We start from the raw sequence: 16906 nt of genomic DNA, 5'->3' as shown, positions 1-16906 counted from the left end.
ACCCATCATTTTTTATTTATTTTTTAATTCAGCAAGTCCTTTTTGAACAATCTGCTGGACTGTTTCCGCCAGATTAGAAGCTTCAGTTCTGGAAAGTCCGGAAGTTTCTATGGCTGGATGAATAAGAAAATCCACAGTAAAGTTGCCCTGCATATAACCCTTTTCTTCAAAAAGTCTGTAGGTACCCTCGATGGAAATAGGTATAACTGGAACTCCTGGCTTGGTAGCAAGTCTTAAGCTGCCTTTTTTAAACTCCGACATTTCTCCGCCTTTGCTTCTGTGGCCTTCTGGAAATACTACAATGGAAAAACCCTGATTTATAAAACCAATGGCGGTTTCTATAGCTCTTAATGATTCTCTTGGATCCTCCCGGTCAAGCATAACACTTCGAATATTTTGAATCCATTCTCCATAAAAGGGAAGCTTTTTCAGACTGCTTTTAGCAATAAATCCTGTCTGGAACTTATCTAAAACAGCACAGCATACAGGAATATCTCCGTATCCCTGATGATTAGCCACAAAAACTACAGGACCATTTTCTGGAAGATTATCCTTGCCCATAACGTTTATTTTAATGTTTAAATCGTTGACAATACGTTTTCCCCAGGTAGAGGTAGCTTTTAAGATATATTCTTTTTCTTTTTCATAATCCTCAAGTTCTCTGTATTTATATATGTTTTTTTTATGCTTTTTTAACTCTGACAGTGCTGACATAAATTCAACAGCCATAGGTATATTTCGCAAAACTTTCATGTTTAGTTCTCCATTCTGTCAAAAGGCTTAAAAATGAGCCCTAATGACAATAATTGTATCATTTAATAATAACACATAATTAACAAAATATTAATTACTAATTTTCATAAACATATAGTATAATGTTACAAAAGTGGCAGGGAGAATTTATGGAGAAAAATAGAAGATATATTATAATCGGAGCTTTAGTATGTTTCGTTTTTATATTATTTAATGTGATGAACTCAATGGCACAGGGGAAGCCTTTGATTTTTGACACAATAGTAAGAAGTGCAATTATTGGGTGTAGAAATGAGATTCTGAATCCTATTTTAATTCACATAACTTATTTAGGAAATGCAAAAACAATTATTTTATTTTGCACTGTATTATTACTTTATAAAAAAACCAGAATAGAATATGGATTGCCTTTGGCAATTGCGGATTCCTGTTCTGCTACCATACAGACCATTATAAAAGTGATTGTTCACAGACCAAGACCGCCTGTGGAAAACTTCTTAATTTCACAGGGAGGATTCAGTTTCCCTAGCGGACATTCATGTTCAGGCCTTGTGTTTTATGGATTGTTTGCATATTTACTTTTCCACACTGCTGTGGATAAAACTGTGCATAAAGTACTGGGGATATCATTTATAGCACTTTTTTTAGTAATAGGCGTGAGTAGAATTTATATAGGTGTACATTATCCTACCGATGTATTAGGAGGATGGTCTCTGGGACTGGCAATATTAACCACAGCAATTTGGGTTTTAAATAAGCTGGAGAGTAAGAAAAAGAAAGAATCAATACAAGAGGATTAGAATTTTATGATAGACAAAAACAATATTTTGAGGGATGAGGTCATTTTAGTAGATAGTGAGGATAATCCCATAGGAAAAGCCAAAAAAGCAGAAGCTCACAGGAAACCTTTACTTCACAGAGCATTTTCAGTATTTCTGTATCATGAGGATAAAATGTTAATCCAGCAAAGAGCTTTCCATAAATATCATTCGGGGGGTTATGGGCAAACACCTGTTGTTCACACCCTGTGGAAAATAAGTGGATAACTTATGATGCGGAAGAAAGGCTTTTTGAAGAGACTGGCATAAGATGCAAGGTAAAAGAAATATTCTGTTTTGAATATGAGCATCAATTTGATGAAAACCTATATGAACATGAGTATGATCATGTAATGATTGGAGAATTTAACGGAGAGTTTAACTTTAATCCCGATGAAGTAGCAGATATGAGGTGGGTAACTTTTTGTGAAATAGAAAAAGAACTGGGAGAGCGGCCTGAAAAATTTGCGCCATGGTTTGTAATTGCTGCACCCAGAGTTATAGAATATTTGAAAACAAAAAAGTAGGAGGGGAAATAACCGTATTTTTATATGCGGTTATTGCTATTTTTTATAGCATAAGAAAAATTGTTTTAAATATAAGCTTCAATTCTGCAATTTGTCATTGGTATATAAGGATAATGCTGTTATAATAAAGAAAACCTATAAACATAGTAGGATAAATGGGTATTAAGACGATGAATGATAAAAAACAAGGAGAAAGAAAAAAAGATGAAAGAAGAATCTCTTAAAAAATATGAGGAGTTAAAGAATTATTTAAGAAAAATGGGAAGCGTGGCTGTAGCATTTTCCGGCGGGGTAGATTCCACACTGCTGTTATATGCAGCCAAAGAAGCACTGGAAGATAAAGCTGTGGCAATCATTGCTAACTCTTTATTTGTCCCGGAAACAGAATATTGCGAGGCAATAGAATTTGTCAAAAAACATCATATAAAATACGAGGTAATCCAGATGGATGTGCTGTCAGTAGAAGGCATTGTCCAGAATCCTGAAAACAGATGTTATATTTGCAAGAAAGCTATATTTTCTGCAATATTAAAAAAAGGCCATGAAATGGGCATGAAAAAAGTTGCAGAGGGATCAAATATGGATGATACAAAGGATTACAGACCGGGGAAAAAAGCAATAGCAGAACTTTCCGTAGAAAGTCCCCTATTTGCAGTGGGATTGTATAAGGAAGAAATTCGAGAAATCTCCAAAGAATTGGGATTATCTACATGGGACAAGCCTTCACGTGCCTGTCTGGCCTCCAGATTTGTGTACGGAGAAAATCTGACAGAACAGCGGTTAAAAAGAGTTGAACTGGCAGAAGAATATTTAATAGAGTTAGGTTATAACCAGCTTAGGGTAAGGACCCATGGGGATTTAGCCCGTATAGAGGTTGAAGCTTCGGAGTTTAAAAGTATTACGGAAGATAACAGAAGACTGGATATTTATAAAAAATTCGCAGAACTTGGCTTTGATTATGTTACCCTTGACCTGAGGGGATATAAGATGGGCAGCATGAACATAGGCATAGAGTAGTTAGAATACAAATTAAGAAAAGAAAAATCCCAGATTCATGAGAAATATGTTACCGCTAAGAGGGCAGCATATAAGTGAAAAAGGGATTTTTTTATAAAGATTTTTGGGAATTGTTTTCTGCTTAAACCAGTACGCAGCCGGGTTCTCTGTCAAAGAAAATGCTTTTTGAAGTTGTTGAAAGGGGAATTCCGTAGGCAACTCTTACGTCTTCAGGAAATACACCGGTGGCTACAGCAGCTTTTCCGGCTGAATAAAATACCCGGTTATCAATTCTGTTATCACCTGCAATAGATGCGGCAGATCCTACAGCAATGCCCAGATCTGTTATATTAAAAGTACAGTTGGCCCCTGCTTTTCTCATCATTCCACAGTTTTCAAAACCACAGAGCCCGCAGCTTTCAAGACCCAATGGATTATCTTTGATACCAATTAGAACGATGCAATGGCTGTTGTCTACATTTCCAGCATCCCGATTAAAAAATTCTGCACCTGTTTCCTTAGCAATTTTTCTCATGTGACTGGCTAATTTGTCTTTTTCCTCTCCATCAAGAATTATGATTTCAATATTATCCACTCCGCAACCCTTTGGAGCGGTTCTTGCAGCAGCTGCCATTAAATCAGCAACAAAGAAAGCTGCTCTTTTTTCAGCATCAGCACTAGTACATTTCATATGTCACATCCTCCTTTTAAATTTAGTAATATCAGATATAATTATATCATAGGCACCACATTTGAAAAGGTTGTAATTGTGTGAATTTTGGTATAAAATAAAAAGGCTTATGGAAAATAATAGTGACATGTTTTGCCACCAAAATTACAATAAAACATTTGAAAGGTCGTGAAATAATGAAAGAACCAGTCTTGGTTATTATGGCAGCTGGTATGGGCAGTCGGTATGGCGGATTAAAACAGATGGATCCAGTAGGTTCAGGCGGAGAGCTGATAATAGATTTTTCTTTATATGATGCATATCTGGCGGGATTTAAGGAAGTTATCTGTGTTATAAAAAAAGAAATAGAAGAAGATTTTAAAAAGATTATGGAAGGACGTGCTGCAAAACACTTGAATATCCGGTACGCATTTCAAAGTCTTGACGATTTGCCCCAGGGTTATCAGATTCCAGAAGGAAGGGTGAAGCCATGGGGGACATGCCATGCGGTTTTAAGCTGCAGAGATATGATTGATGGGCCTTTTGCGGTAATAAATGCAGATGATTACTATGGACCTGGTGCTTTTCAAAGTATCTATGATTTCCTTGCACATACACAGGATGACAGCAAATACAGATACTGTATGATAGGATATCAGGTAGAAAATACGCTTACGGAAAATGGCACCGTTGCCAGAGGGGTTTGTCAGACTTCAGGAGATGGTTTCTTAAATGAAATCATTGAAAGAACAAAGATAAAATGGATGGAAGATGGCAGCATCGGATTTACAGAGGATGAGGAAAAAACCTGGAACAATATACCGAAAGGCACACCTGTGTCTATGAATTTCTGGGGATTCAACAGAAGTATGATTGATGAAATGGCAGCAAGGTTTCCAAAGTTTTTGGACAAAGCTTTAATAGAAAACCCAATGAAGGGAGAATATTTTCTGCCTCTGGCGGTAGACGATTTAATAAAAGAAGGAGCCGCAACGGTAAAAGTTTTGAAATCAGCGGATAAGTGGTATGGTGTAACCTATAAAGAAGATAAGGAAATGGTTGTAGATGCACTTCAGGCACTGAAAGATAAGGGATTATATCCTGAGAAAATTTGGGCTTAGATATAATAAACATTAAATAAACGGAGGCACTATGGAAAACAAAAAAATAACGAAGGTAATAATGGACTGTGACCCTGGGCATGATGATGCGATAGCACTTTTGCTGGCATCCAGAGCGGATAATATTCAAATTTTAGGAGTAACGACAGTTCAGGGAAACAGTGAAATTAAATATACTGCAAGAAATGCAAGAAGAGTTTTAGATTATGCAGGTGTAACAGATGTAGAGGTATATATGGGATGCCCTAAGCCAATGATGAAAGAGCATTATCGTTTGACTGGTGTTGCTATTCATGGGGAAGACGGATTGGGTGGACCTTATATCCCAGATCCAATTACACCAGTTAAAGAAAAGCATGCAGTAAACTTTATTATAGACACATTAAGAGCTTCAGATGAAAAAATAACTCTTGTTCCAACGGGGCCTTTAACAAATATTGCTACTGCATTTATAATGGCACCAGATATTAAAGAAAAAGTTGAACGTATTATTATCATGGGTGGAGTCGTTTATACAGACGGAAATGTGAACTCTTCAAATGAATTTAATCTATTTTTGGATCCTGAAGCTGCTAAGATTGTTTTTAACAGCGGTTGCGATCTTTATGTAAACACACTGGATGTTACCATGAAAGCAACTTTTGAAAAAGAAGACGTGGAAAGACTTAGAGCGCAGGAAGATAAGGTTTCCGTAATCGTTGCAGAACTTATGGATTTCTTTGGAAACAGCCATGAAGAATTATTTAATTTCTTTACGATTCCACTTCATGATCCAGTTTGTGTTGCAATGCTTATCGATGACAGCTTAGTGGAATATGAACATGTTTGGGCAGACATTTCTACAAAAGACGAACTTACCGCGGGGGAAATTGTAGCAGACATCTGGCATTTAACAGATAAAGCACCAAATTGCCATATTTCCAGAAAAATTGATAGAGAAAAATTTGTAAACATGATTTGTGATCACATGAAAAAACCTTATAAATCAAAAAATGCTTAAGGGAGAAGAAAGGTTATGAAAGTTGAAAAACTAGAACCTTCAGAACAACTTTGCAATATTATGTCACGTATTTATGATTCCAAGCTTACCACAGTTTCTGGAGGAAATTTGTCATTAAAAGATCAGGAAGGCAATATCTGGGTGACACCTTCTGGTGGGGATAAAGGAAGATATGAAGTCAGTGATATTTTAAAGATATTACCAGATGGAAATATAGAAGGAACGAAAAAACCTTCAGTGGAAACAGGAATACATCGATCTATTCTTGCGGACAGACCTGAATTTAAGGCTGTTGTTCACGCACATCCTGCGGGGTTAGTCGCTATCAGTCTTCTTAGAGAGTTGCCTGAAACTATGATTATACCACAGGTTGCCAATTCTGTTAAAAATATTAGGTTGGCGGCTTACGGATGTCCTGGCAGTGAAGAACTCAGAAGAAATGTAGCTGAAGAATTTAAGGATAACCAGCAGACAAACGTTGCGATACTAGAAAATCATGGAGCCTTTGTTGCTAGCCAAATCGGGCTGCGAGATGCTTTTGGTATTTTTAAAGATTTAGATTTTAGTATCAGGATACAGGCTAAGGCCCAAACTATTGGGGGAAAACGCCCAAACCTTATTTCTAAGGAGCAACTCGAACATTACAACAACGCTTTATTGCCTAAAGTTGAAACGTTTAACCAAGTTGAAATTTCTGAACAGGAAATGCGGCTAAGAGAGCAGATTTGCGATTTCTGTGACAGGGCATATCGAAGAGATTTGTTTACTCAAAATATAGGGGTAATTTCTGCCCGATTAAATGACGACAGTTTTTTAATTACAGAAAGCGGAGCTGACAATGCACAGCTGACGGTGAATGAGGTTGTTAAGGTTCAAGGAATGACAGTAGAAGCGGGAAAAGTTCCATCTAAAAGCTTTATGTTGCATAAAATAATTTACGATGAAAATCCCAACATAAATGCCATAATAATGGCAGCCCCAGAAGATGCGATGGTATTTGCCATAACAGATTTGGAATATGATTTAAAAACTATTCCAGAATGTTATATTGTATTGCGAGAAGATATAGCAAAATTTCCTTTTGGCGCTACAATTGATAAACAGATGGAACTGGCACAGTATTTTAAGCAAAAATCTCCGGTGGCAATAATTGAGAATGACTGCTATATCTGTACAGGTAATAGTATTTTTAATGCATTTGATAAACTTGAGGTAGTTGAATTCAGTGCTGCTGCCGTTATAAATGCAAGATTGCTGGGCGGTCACTTAAAACCAATAAATAAGAGTCAGGTAAAAGAAATTAAAGACAAATTTAACATATTTTAATTTAAGTTGAAACTAATGTATAAAAAGTATAAAATCATAATTACCGCTTTTTGTTAATTGTAAATTAACAAAAAGCGACAATTAAATAATGTGCTTTAGGGTGAATCCCTAAGAGGAGGAAAAAATGAAAAAAATTCTTAGCTTATTATTAGTAACTGCATTGATAATGACATCATTGGCTGGTTGTGGCAGCAAGGCTCCTGAAAAATCTGCTAAAGATAGTAAAGCATTAAAAGTTGAGTGTCTGTTAAATGGTAACTTAGGAGACAAATCATTCTTCGATTCAGCAAATAATGGTATGAAACTTATTAAAGAACAGCTTGGTTGTGAAACAAAAGTTGTTGAAATGGGTTTTGATAACACAGTTTGGGAATCAGACCTTTATGAAGCTTGTGAGTCTGATTATGATGTAATTATTGTTGGTACATACCAGATGCAGGAATTACTTCAGAAAGTTGCCCCAGAATATCCAGATAAGAAGTTTATTATCTTCGATTCAGAAGTAAAGGCTGATAATGTATATTCAATCACATTTAAGCAGAATGAAATGATGTATCTTGCAGGTGCATTAGCAGCTACATTAGCACAGGATAAAGAAAAGACAAATGGATCAGGTGTTATTTCAGCAGTATCTGCTATGGATATTCCTGTATTAAACGATTTCTTAGTTGGTTATATCCAGGGAGCTACAGAAACTGTTCCAGGAACTAAGGTAATTACATCAACAATTGGAGATTTTTCTGATACAGCAAGAGCGAAAGAATTGGCAACAGCCCAGATTAATGCTGGATCAGCAGTAGTATTCCATTGTGCAGCTCAGGCGGGGCTTGGTGTTATAGATGCATGTAAAGATAAAAATACATTAGCAATTGGCGTAGATGCTGACCAGGCTATGGCATTACAGAAAGACGATCCAAAAGCAAGCAAGATTATCGTTACTTCAGCAATGAAGAATATTGACCAGGTTCTATTGAGAGCGATTAAAAAGCATATGGACGGAACTCTTCCTTATGGAAAAACTGAAGCGTTAGGTATGGCAGACAATGCTGTTAGCCTTGCTGATAACGAAGTTTTCAGAAGTATTGTTCCAAAGGAAACTATTGATATGATGGCTGGATTAGAAAAGAAGATTCAGAGTGGCGACATAAAGGTAAAGAGTGCGTTTGATATGTCAACAAAAGAAATAGCTGATTTAAAGGCATCAGTTGCACTGCAATAATTAATAAAATTATTAGATGAGGCTGCTTTTGAGGACTATGGATTGGTTAGGCTTAGAAAGCAGCTTCGTTGTTGTATAAGAGGAAAAATATATGGCTGAATTATTGGAAATGAGAGAAATTTCTAAGGTATATGGTAATGGCGTTTATGCTAATCAAAGAATAAGTTTCTCCATTAGAAAAGGTGAAATTCATGCTCTGGTAGGAGAAAATGGAGCAGGAAAAAGTACTCTAATGAAAATTTTATTTGGTCTTGAAAAGCCAGATCACGGTGAGCTTATATTAGAGGGAGAAACACAAAACTTTCAATCACCCCAGGATGCAATGGCAAAAGGAATCGGGATGGTACATCAGCATTTTATGCTGGTGGAATCATTTAGTGTACGGGAAAATATCGCGCTTGGTTATGAACCCGTTAAAAACGGGTTTATTGACAAAAAACAAGCTAACGAGAAAGTTTTAGAGCTTTCTAAAAAATTTAATATGAAAATTAATCCAGATAGCATAGTAAGAGAATTACCGGTAGGATTAAAGCAAAAGGTGGAAATATTAAAAGCACTTTACAGAGGTGCAAAAATTTTAATATTAGATGAACCTACAGCAGTTTTAACCCCACAGGAAACAACTGAACTTTTTACACAGCTAAAACATTTAAAAGATCAGGGCTTTACGGTTATCTTCATTACACATAAATTAAGAGAAGTAAAAGAAATTTCAGATAGAATCAGTGTTATGAGATCAGGCAAGATGATCACCACGGTAAATACTGTGGATGTATCTGAAGCTGAGATTTCAGCCCTTATGATGGGAACTCAGTATTCTTCAGTATTAGAAAAATCACCTGCCAAACCCACAGAATGTATATTGCAAGTAGACAATATAAAACATGTGGACTCGGATAAAAAAGCGGTGGTGGATGGAATATCATTTACTGTAAGAGCAGGCGAAATTATGGGTATTGCAGGAGTTGAAGGCAATGGACAAAATGAGCTGGTTGAGCTTATAACAAATCTTAGGAAGCTTGACAGCGGTAAAATCACCATGTTTGATACAGACACAAAGGGCAAACATATTAGAAAGCTTAGAGAATTGGGATTAGCTTACATTCCGAGTGACAGAATGACTTTGGGTATTACAAAGCAGCTGTCTATTGAGGATAATCTTATCACAACTAAGTTAAAGTCGCCAGACATTTATAATAAGTTTAAACTTTTAAATCCAAAAGCGATTAGAAAATTAAGCCAGAAATTAGTAAAAGAGTATTTAATAAAATGCAAGTCTCCATTAACAGAAGTTGAAATGCTTTCAGGTGGTAACATGCAGAAGGTTGTAGTTGCAAGAGAATTTACACAAGAAAACGTTAAACTTATAATCGCTGAACAACCAACAAGAGGTATTGATGTTGGTGCTGCTAAATTTATACATGAGAAGCTTGTTGAGCTTAGAGATGCAGGATGTGCAGTATTGTTAATTTCTGCGGATTTAGAGGAATTATATAAACTATCAGATTCAATACTAGTTATTTATGACGGCAAATTGTCAGCATACTTCCAAGATCCTTCAAAGATTAGTGAGCAGGAACTTGGTAAATATATGCTTGGTGTAGAAACTCAGTCTGATGAAGAAATAAGGAGGGCTTGTCATGCGTGAGAAATTGCAGAATAAAAATTTGTGGTTCTCCTCAGCTACAACTATTTTAGCAGTTGTAATTTCACTGCTTATCGCATTTATTTTAATTATGATTTTCAGTGATAATCCAGGAGCGTCTATTTCAGACCTGCTAACAGGTCCATTTTCATCCAAAAGAAACCTTGGAAATGTTATATCTATGGCCTCGACCTTCACTTTTACAGGGGTTGCCATTTGTATTATGTTTCAGGCATCATTATTTAATGTTGCAGCAGAAGGAGCTTTTTTCCTTGGTGCTATGTTCGCAGCAGCGGCTGCAACTCTTTGGAACATTCCAGTTGGGCTTGCACTAGTTGTACCTATGGTAATTGGGGCAGTAACAGGAGCAATCATTTGTTTTATACCAGGAATACTAAAGGCTAAATTTAATGCGGATGAACTTGTGTCATCACTTATGCTTAACTATATCGTTCTTTACCTGGGGCTATACTTACTTAATACATATATTAGAGATCCGCAGTTTGGCGCATTAGCTTCATATCAGCTTCCAGCAGCATCAAAGATTTCTAATCTTATACAAGGGACGTCGGTTAACAATGGAATTATAATTGCTATAATTTTAGTAATTATAAGCTATGTATTTTTATATAGAACTAAAACTGGCTATTCGGTTAGAGTTCTTGGACAAAATAAGGATTATGCCAATTACTCAGGAATTAAGGTAGCAAAAGTTATCGTTATTTCCCAGTTAGCAGGTGGTGCTGTAGCTGGACTTGGCGGGGCTGTTGAAGTAATGGGTATGTACGGACGTTTTCAATGGACTTCACTTCCAGGGTATGGATGGGACGGAGTAATCGTTGCAATTTTAGCGGGAAATAAACCTCAGATTGTACCTGTTGCAGCAATATTCTTAGCATATTTACGAATAGGTGCAAATGTAATGGCTCGTTCAGGAGATGTTCCATCAGAACTTATAACGGTTATACAGGCAGTAATGATTATTCTTGTAACGGCTTCTGCGCTGTTAAGTCATATAAAGAAAAAGATTATAATAAAGGAGGCGCTTTCAGATGGACAAAATAGTTGATGTAATCTTCTCAATCGCTTTCCTTGATTCAGTTATTAGGGTTACCACTCCAATTTTATTTGCAACAATGGCGATACTTGTTTCAGACAGGGCAGGTGTTTTGAACATTGGAGTAGAAGGAACAATGTTAGTTTCTGCTTTGGCGGGAGTTATAGGAAGTGCATTCACACAGAATGCATGGTTAGGATTATTAATTGCCATACTAACAGGAATGGCGTATTCCGGAATATTAGCAGTTTGTCACTTAAAACTTGGAACAGATGTATTTTTATCTGCTATAGCTTTAAATTTAATGGCAAGTGGTCTGACGGTGTTTGTTCTTTATCTGCTTACGGGGGATAAAGGTGTTTCAACAAAATTACCAAGTAAAGTAATTCCAAATGTACATATTCCTGTTATCAAGGATATCCCTGTATTAGGAGATATTTTATCTGGGCAGAATGCGCTTACTTATATTGCAATAATCACACTGATATTGCTCAGCATATTTTTGTATAAAACTCGTACAGGTACTTATATTCGTGCGGCTGGAGAATTGCCTCAGGCAGTTGAAACAGCCGGGGTTTCAGTAAAGAAAATTCGTATGCTTGCCTTACTTCTTTCCGGAGCTATTGCCGGTATGGGTGGAGCATTTATGTCCATGGGTTATTTATCCATGTTCACAAAGGATATGGTGGCAGGAAGAGGCTTTATTGCTTTAGCAGCAGAAGCTATGGGAAGAGGGCTTCCAGGGTTATCCTTGCTTTCTTCATTATTGTTTGGATTTGCAGATGCACTAGCCAGTAGTTTACAGATTTTTAATATACCAAGCCAATTGACTAGATTGGTACCATATCTTTTGACGATAGTTGCATTGACCATATATGCTGCAGGCGAACAGAAAAAGAGAAAGAAGCTATAACTAAGAGAAAAGTCGGAATAGGAGAACGATATGAAAATATTAAATTTTGGTTCTTTGAATATAGACTGGGTTTACAATGTGGATCATTTTGTTAAACCAGGAGAGACCCTTTCTGCCTTATCTGTTGACAGATTCTGTGGGGGCAAGGGTTTAAATCAGTCGGTGGCATTATCTAAGGCGGGTGCATCAGTTTTTCATGGAGGAGGCATTGGCAGTGATGGAAGGTTTTTGAGAGAACGCCTTTTAGAAAGCAAAGTTGATGTTACTTATGTGAAAGAATTTGATGTGCCAACGGGCAATGCTTTTATACAGGTAGATAAAACAGGGCAGAATTGCATTGTACTTTTCGGTGGAGCAAATCAGGAAATTACCCGAGAATATGCAAAGGAAGTAATAAAAAACTTTCAAGAGGGAGATATTCTGGTTCTTCAAAATGAAATCAGTGCCTTGAATGACATTGTGGAGCTGGCTTATGAGAATGGATTACAAATTGTTTTAAATCCAAGCCCCATGAATGAAAAGATTTTAGAACTTGATTTAAATAAAATAACTTATTTTATGATGAATGAAATAGAAGGTGAAGCTATTACAGGAAGCAGTGAACCGGATATTATTCTTGATAAAATGATAGAGAAATACCCTGAAAGTAAAGTTGTTTTGACTTTAGGAGATAAAGGGGCAAGATATGCAGAAGGCAGTAAGCGTATTGCCTGTGGCAGTTACGAAGTGAAAGCGGTAGACACAACCAGCGCCGGAGATACTTTTACGGGATATTTTATAGCTGCATTAGCGGAAAACATGGAAATACAAAAGGCTATGGACAGAGCTTCAAAAGCAGCAGCACTGGCAGTATCTGTAAAAGGCGCTTCAAATTCCATCCCACTTCCCGAAGAAGTGGATGCATGCAGGCTTGTTTTAAAAAAATAATTTATATTTTCCTTGCATTATCAAAAAAATATAGTATAATTAAATGGCATGAAATTTGTGGGACTATTTATTTTGAGTCCGATTGGCAAAAGATTGCTCTCTGTGCGGGCACAAGGCCTGCACCATTTAGTCCATAGGGAGGTGAAAAAGAAATGACAAATTATGAAGTTATGTTCATTATCGACCCAACTGTAGAAGATGCAAGAAAGGATGCTGTTGTAGCAACAGTACAGGAAATCATTGCAGCTGACGGTGAAGTTGGTAAGGTTGATGTTTGGGGTATGAGAAAGCTTGCTTATCCAATCCAGAAGAAGAATGAAGGATACTACGTAGTAGTGGAATTTAAAGCAGGACATGATTTACCAAAGGAATTAGACAGAAGACTTAGAATTTCAGACGCAGTAATGAGACATCTTATCGTAAACAAGGATGAGAAATAGGGGGTAACAAATGAATAGTGTAGTTCTTATTGGAAGACTTACTAGAGACCCTGAAGTTAGATATACTCCTAGTACACAGATGGCTGTTGCTACTTTTACATTAGCAATTGACAGGCCAACTGGTCAGGGAAAAGAAAAACAGACTGACTTCCCAAGAGTAACCGTATTTGGAAAACAAGCTGAAAACTGTGAGAGATTTCTTACAAAAGGCAGACTTGTTGGAGTTCAGGGAAGGATTCAGACTGGCAGCTACAAGAATAAAGATGGTGCAACTGTTTACACCACTGATGTTGTAGCAAACAATGTGGAATTTCTGGAATGGGGAGACAGAGGTGGAGATGGCGCCAGAGCAGGTGCATCAGTGCCTACCGGCTTCCAGGAAATGGACGAACCATCTATTCCGGAAGGATTTTCATCACTTGATGATGACGATATTCCATTTTAAACAAACCTTAATGAAAGGAGCGTAATCGCTATGATGGATAAAAGACGTGGCGGCATGAGAAGAAAGAAAGTATGTCAGTTCTGTGCCGATAAAACTGAAGCAATAGATTACAAGGATGTAGACAAACTAAAGAAGTATGTTACTGAAAGAGGTAAGATCCTTCCTAAGAGAATCACAGGTACTTGTGCTATACATCAAAGAGAAGTTACTAAGGCTATCAAGAGAGCAAGAATTGTTGCTTTACTGCCTTATGTTGCTGACTAATATAACATTAAAGTTGAAACCGGGTCTTATTTGACTCGGTTTTTTTGTACAATAAGTCACCTTGGTTTTGTTTTATACAAAAATAGTCTGGCATAGGGAGCAGCAGAGTCACTTTTTTTGTAATGTTTGAAATATAAATTGCTTTATGATATAATTAACAGGTTAAAATAGTAGGGAGAATTGGATGTATACATTAATTATATTTTCGGTACTGGTGTTTTTACCATTACCATTGATGGCCTCAGCCGCCAGAAAAACGAAGAATGGCTATAAAGCTATATTTGAAGGAGTCCTTGGTGTTGCTACAGCTATGATGCTGATGTTTATTATGGCTTCTGTTACGGGTCATCCAGTGGGACAAGCAATCGCATCAGATTTGCAGTCCTTTTGTGAAACTGCAGCAGGCAATAATCAAATAGTTACAATGCTGGGTATGGAAACAATCCCTTTCAGTGAGAGGGTCAGCACTCTTACCAAAGTTTATACCTATGCAATAAATGCTTTACCGGCAACCATACTGGTATGGTCTACTATTATTGCATATTTTGAATATATTGTTATTAGTAAAATAAGCAGCAAGTCCAAATATCCCCTTCCGGAACTTGGGAAGCTTAAAGATTTTAGCATGCCCAAAAAAGCATTATGGGGATGGATATTAATTTATCTTATGACTTTAGCAGTTTCGCTGACTGGATTTATGCATAGTAATGTTTTGCAGATAAATATACAGGTATTATTCCAGTTTGTCTTCCAGATTCAGGGCCTGGCTGTGGTATTTTATTTTTGCGCATTAAGAAAATGGCCAAAAACCGTTGCCGTTATATTGTGTTTACTTTTTTTACCAACAGCCATAGGACAAATGCTGTTGTGCATGATAGGGTTCTTAGACTTAGGGTTCGGATTGCGAAAAATACTAACCAGGCGTTAGTATAAGCTATCTGATTAGTAATGAGTGAAAAGAGGAAATAAAATGGATGAAAATAGCCAAGAAAAAGTCACTACTGAGAAGAGAATAGAGAAATTACTTTCTGCATATGTACCACTTCCAATGTGCATTATTAACGCACAGGGAAAAGTAACAAGAGCCAGCAATAAAATTGACGAAGTGTTTAAATATGATGGGATAAAAGATGCAGATATATTTGCCCTTACAGGGATAAAACATGGAGAATTTTTTTCTGAGGGGGTAAATGAAAAGTTTCTTACCCTTTCCAGAAATGACAGGATTTTCAGAATTCAGGTGGGTTATATTGGAAATGGAGAAAAGAAACGTGCCATAATTTACTTTTATGATATTACTAACTATGAAACACTAAAAAATATGTATAACGACGAACGTATCTGCATGGCTACTATAAATGTGGATAATTATGATGAACTTACATCCAGTACCTCTGAGGAAAAGCGTCTGGCTTTAAGTACAGATATTGATAAAGCCGTGAGACAATGGGCGGCAAGAGGAAATGCATCCATAACAAGGTACAAGGAAAGTATGTACTTTATGGTATTTGAAAATGCATATCTGGATAAAATTGTTGAAAATAAGTTTGCCATTCTTGATGATATCAGAGCCATAGAGACCGAAGCGGATTTTCCTGTGACTTTGAGCATTGGCATTGGAGCCGGCGGCAAACATCCCGTTCAGATTGATCAGTATGCTGTTGCAGCACTGGATCTTGCACTGGGCCGTGGGGGTGACCAGGCCGTTGTGAAAAAAGGTGCTAAGATTGAATATTACGGCGGAAAGATGCAGACTGTTGAAAAAGGAAACAAAGGAAAATCAAGGATTATAGCTCATGCTATCAGACAGTTGGTGGATCAGTCCTCTAAAGTTATTATAATGGGCCACCGGAACCCAGATATGGATTCCTTCGGTTCTGCACTGGGGATTTTCAGAATTGTGGCAAATAGAAATAAAGACTCCTATATTGTGATAAATAATTATTTTGAAACACTGGCAGAAATATATAATCAGGCGAAAGACACAGAGATTTATCATTTTATTAATAGCGAAAAAGCCATTTCTATGATGGATAAAGACACGCTTTTAATTGTACTTGATACCCACAGACCTAGTCTGACAGAGTGTAAAGAACTGTTGAGCTTAACTGAAAAAATCGTTGTGATAGATCATCATCGTAAAGCAGAAGAATACATTGAAAATGCTACGTTGTACTACATGGAACCTTATGCATCTTCCACATCGGAACTGGTAACAGAAATTTTACAGTATTCTGGGGACAAAAAGAATGTGGCAAAACTGGAAGTTGAAGGACTTCTTGCAGGTATATCCATGGATACCAACAGATTTGCAGTAAAAACCGGCGTGAGAACTTTTGAAGCAGCATCCTGGCTGAGACGTTCCGGGGCAGATACCACTACAGTAAAAAGATTTTTCCAGACAGATGCTGAGGCCTTTAAAATTAAAGCGAAGTGCATCGCAGAGGCGGAGATAAAAGAAAATGGAATAGCGTATTCCGTAAGTCATGGGCATCATCCCGATATTCAGGTAATAAATTCCCAGGCGGCAGACGAGCTGCTGTCTGTTAAAAATGTTCGTGCCAGCTTTGTTGCAGGCAGAGACGAAAAAGGGACTACAGTAATCAGTGCACGTTCCCTGGGAGAAATGAACATGCAGACCATTATGGAAAAGCTGGGTGGCGGAGGCCACCTGACCACAGCAGGAGCTCAAGTTGAATGTACACCGGAAGAGGCTCTACAGAAGATCGAAGAGATTGTAAACTCACTTGAAGTGAAACCTGTTAAAAACAAGGAGGAAAAGTAA

The 16906-nt window shown here is 37.1% G+C and carries 19 protein-coding genes; 17 read left to right on the top strand and 2 right to left on the bottom strand.

Annotated features, from left to right (window positions below; all coding sequences use genetic code 11):
• Positions 1 to 12: 12 nt before the first annotated feature.
• Positions 13 to 753 (bottom strand): lysophospholipid acyltransferase family protein, encoded by a 741-nt coding sequence (locus tag Ami3637_RS07395; protein ID WP_162362016.1) that lies wholly within the window; start codon positions 751 to 753, stop codon positions 13 to 15.
• A gap of 149 nt (positions 754 to 902) precedes the next feature.
• On the opposite strand from Ami3637_RS07395, the gene Ami3637_RS07390 reads away from it, so the two are divergent.
• The 4 genes from Ami3637_RS07390 to larE all read left to right on the top strand — a co-directional run bounded on the left by Ami3637_RS07390 (position 903) and on the right by larE (position 3115).
• Positions 903 to 1553, top strand: coding sequence for a phosphatase PAP2 family protein (locus Ami3637_RS07390; RefSeq protein ID WP_162362015.1), 651 nt, complete (start codon positions 903 to 905; stop codon positions 1551 to 1553).
• Positions 1554 to 1559: 6 nt separating this feature from the next.
• Positions 1560 to 1799, top strand: a complete 240-nt coding sequence (locus Ami3637_RS07385) for an NUDIX hydrolase (RefSeq protein WP_162362014.1) — start codon at positions 1560 to 1562, stop codon at positions 1797 to 1799.
• Complete coding sequence (locus Ami3637_RS07380) at positions 1781 to 2098, top strand: NUDIX domain-containing protein (protein WP_162362013.1); 318 nt, start codon at positions 1781 to 1783, stop codon at positions 2096 to 2098. Before Ami3637_RS07385 ends, Ami3637_RS07380 begins: the two co-directional genes overlap by 19 nt.
• Before the next feature lie 204 nt (positions 2099 to 2302).
• Positions 2303 to 3115, top strand: coding sequence for an ATP-dependent sacrificial sulfur transferase LarE (gene larE / locus Ami3637_RS07375; RefSeq protein WP_162362012.1), 813 nt, complete (start codon positions 2303 to 2305; stop codon positions 3113 to 3115).
• Positions 3116 to 3236: 121 nt separating this feature from the next.
• On the opposite strand, the gene Ami3637_RS07370 is transcribed toward larE, so the two are convergent.
• Positions 3237 to 3785 carry a ferredoxin domain-containing protein gene (locus Ami3637_RS07370; RefSeq protein WP_162362011.1) on the bottom strand — a complete coding sequence of 183 codons (549 nt, stop codon included), beginning with the start codon at positions 3783 to 3785 and terminating at the stop codon, positions 3237 to 3239.
• 176 nt (positions 3786 to 3961) lie between these two features.
• Between Ami3637_RS07370 and Ami3637_RS07365 the strand changes: the two genes are divergently transcribed.
• The 13 genes from Ami3637_RS07365 (at position 3962) to Ami3637_RS07305 (ending at position 16906) form a co-directional block, all read left to right on the top strand.
• Positions 3962 to 4885 carry a nucleotidyltransferase family protein gene (locus tag Ami3637_RS07365; RefSeq protein WP_162362010.1) on the top strand — a complete coding sequence of 308 codons (924 nt, stop codon included), beginning with the start codon at positions 3962 to 3964 and terminating at the stop codon, positions 4883 to 4885.
• A 31-nt stretch (positions 4886 to 4916) separates the two neighbouring features.
• A complete protein-coding gene (locus Ami3637_RS07360) occupies positions 4917 to 5885 on the top strand; it encodes a nucleoside hydrolase (protein WP_162362009.1) in 969 nt (322 codons plus the stop codon).
• 15 nt (positions 5886 to 5900) lie between these two features.
• Entirely contained in the window at positions 5901 to 7211 is a 1311-nt protein-coding gene (locus Ami3637_RS07355) for a class II aldolase/adducin family protein (protein WP_162362008.1), read from the top strand.
• Positions 7212 to 7335: 124 nt separating this feature from the next.
• Entirely contained in the window at positions 7336 to 8430 is a 1095-nt protein-coding gene (locus Ami3637_RS07350) for a BMP family ABC transporter substrate-binding protein (RefSeq protein ID WP_162362007.1), read from the top strand.
• A 91-nt stretch (positions 8431 to 8521) separates the two neighbouring features.
• Entirely contained in the window at positions 8522 to 10078 is a 1557-nt protein-coding gene (locus Ami3637_RS07345) for an ABC transporter ATP-binding protein (protein ID WP_162362006.1), read from the top strand.
• Positions 10071 to 11144: an ABC transporter permease gene (locus Ami3637_RS07340; RefSeq protein WP_162362005.1), complete on the top strand. Its 1074-nt coding sequence runs from the start codon at positions 10071 to 10073 to the stop codon at positions 11142 to 11144. The genes Ami3637_RS07345 and Ami3637_RS07340 overlap by 8 nt, the downstream gene beginning before the upstream one ends.
• Positions 11128 to 12045, top strand: a complete 918-nt coding sequence (locus Ami3637_RS07335) for an ABC transporter permease (RefSeq protein ID WP_162362004.1) — start codon at positions 11128 to 11130, stop codon at positions 12043 to 12045. Before Ami3637_RS07340 ends, Ami3637_RS07335 begins: the two co-directional genes overlap by 17 nt.
• A gap of 30 nt (positions 12046 to 12075) precedes the next feature.
• Positions 12076 to 12972 carry a ribokinase gene (locus Ami3637_RS07330; RefSeq protein WP_162362003.1) on the top strand — a complete coding sequence of 299 codons (897 nt, stop codon included), beginning with the start codon at positions 12076 to 12078 and terminating at the stop codon, positions 12970 to 12972.
• Between the two features lie 152 nt (positions 12973 to 13124).
• A complete protein-coding gene (gene rpsF, locus Ami3637_RS07325; protein WP_162362002.1) occupies positions 13125 to 13412 on the top strand; it encodes a 30S ribosomal protein S6 in 288 nt (95 codons plus the stop codon).
• Positions 13413 to 13422: 10 nt separating this feature from the next.
• Complete coding sequence (locus Ami3637_RS07320) at positions 13423 to 13857, top strand: single-stranded DNA-binding protein (protein WP_162362001.1); 435 nt, start codon at positions 13423 to 13425, stop codon at positions 13855 to 13857.
• A gap of 30 nt (positions 13858 to 13887) precedes the next feature.
• The gene (gene rpsR / locus Ami3637_RS07315) at positions 13888 to 14121 is read left to right on the top strand and encodes a 30S ribosomal protein S18 (RefSeq protein WP_128744417.1); all 234 of its coding nucleotides are present in this window, start codon (positions 13888 to 13890) and stop codon (positions 14119 to 14121) included.
• Positions 14122 to 14305: 184 nt separating this feature from the next.
• Positions 14306 to 15049: a DUF2232 domain-containing protein gene (locus Ami3637_RS07310; protein ID WP_162362000.1), complete on the top strand. Its 744-nt coding sequence runs from the start codon at positions 14306 to 14308 to the stop codon at positions 15047 to 15049.
• Positions 15050 to 15091: 42 nt separating this feature from the next.
• Entirely contained in the window at positions 15092 to 16906 is a 1815-nt protein-coding gene (locus Ami3637_RS07305) for a DHH family phosphoesterase (RefSeq protein WP_162361999.1), read from the top strand.

The organism is Aminipila terrae (genome assembly GCF_010120715.1).
GTDB lineage: Bacteria > Bacillota > Clostridia > Peptostreptococcales > Anaerovoracaceae > Aminipila > Aminipila terrae.
This window is presented reverse-complemented; position numbering and strand designations above follow the sequence as displayed.

Coding starts and splice junctions, on each gene's coding strand:
- Ami3637_RS07395 (WP_162362016.1), bottom strand. CDS start 753: ATGAAAGTTTTGCGAAATATACCTATGGCTGTTGAATTTATGTCAGCA.
- Ami3637_RS07390 (WP_162362015.1), top strand. CDS start 903: ATGGAGAAAAATAGAAGATATATTATAATCGGAGCTTTAGTATGTTTC.
- Ami3637_RS07385 (WP_162362014.1), top strand. CDS start 1,560: ATGATAGACAAAAACAATATTTTGAGGGATGAGGTCATTTTAGTAGAT.
- larE (WP_162362012.1), top strand. CDS start 2,303: ATGAAAGAAGAATCTCTTAAAAAATATGAGGAGTTAAAGAATTATTTA.
- Ami3637_RS07370 (WP_162362011.1), bottom strand. CDS start 3,785: ATGAAATGTACTAGTGCTGATGCTGAAAAAAGAGCAGCTTTCTTTGTT.
- Ami3637_RS07365 (WP_162362010.1), top strand. CDS start 3,962: ATGAAAGAACCAGTCTTGGTTATTATGGCAGCTGGTATGGGCAGTCGG.
- Ami3637_RS07360 (WP_162362009.1), top strand. CDS start 4,917: ATGGAAAACAAAAAAATAACGAAGGTAATAATGGACTGTGACCCTGGG.
- Ami3637_RS07355 (WP_162362008.1), top strand. CDS start 5,901: ATGAAAGTTGAAAAACTAGAACCTTCAGAACAACTTTGCAATATTATG.
- Ami3637_RS07350 (WP_162362007.1), top strand. CDS start 7,336: ATGAAAAAAATTCTTAGCTTATTATTAGTAACTGCATTGATAATGACA.
- Ami3637_RS07345 (WP_162362006.1), top strand. CDS start 8,522: ATGGCTGAATTATTGGAAATGAGAGAAATTTCTAAGGTATATGGTAAT.
- Ami3637_RS07340 (WP_162362005.1), top strand. CDS start 10,071: ATGCGTGAGAAATTGCAGAATAAAAATTTGTGGTTCTCCTCAGCTACA.
- Ami3637_RS07335 (WP_162362004.1), top strand. CDS start 11,128: ATGGACAAAATAGTTGATGTAATCTTCTCAATCGCTTTCCTTGATTCA.
- Ami3637_RS07330 (WP_162362003.1), top strand. CDS start 12,076: ATGAAAATATTAAATTTTGGTTCTTTGAATATAGACTGGGTTTACAAT.
- rpsF (WP_162362002.1), top strand. CDS start 13,125: ATGACAAATTATGAAGTTATGTTCATTATCGACCCAACTGTAGAAGAT.
- Ami3637_RS07320 (WP_162362001.1), top strand. CDS start 13,423: ATGAATAGTGTAGTTCTTATTGGAAGACTTACTAGAGACCCTGAAGTT.
- rpsR (WP_128744417.1), top strand. CDS start 13,888: ATGATGGATAAAAGACGTGGCGGCATGAGAAGAAAGAAAGTATGTCAG.
- Ami3637_RS07310 (WP_162362000.1), top strand. CDS start 14,306: ATGTATACATTAATTATATTTTCGGTACTGGTGTTTTTACCATTACCA.
- Ami3637_RS07305 (WP_162361999.1), top strand. CDS start 15,092: ATGGATGAAAATAGCCAAGAAAAAGTCACTACTGAGAAGAGAATAGAG.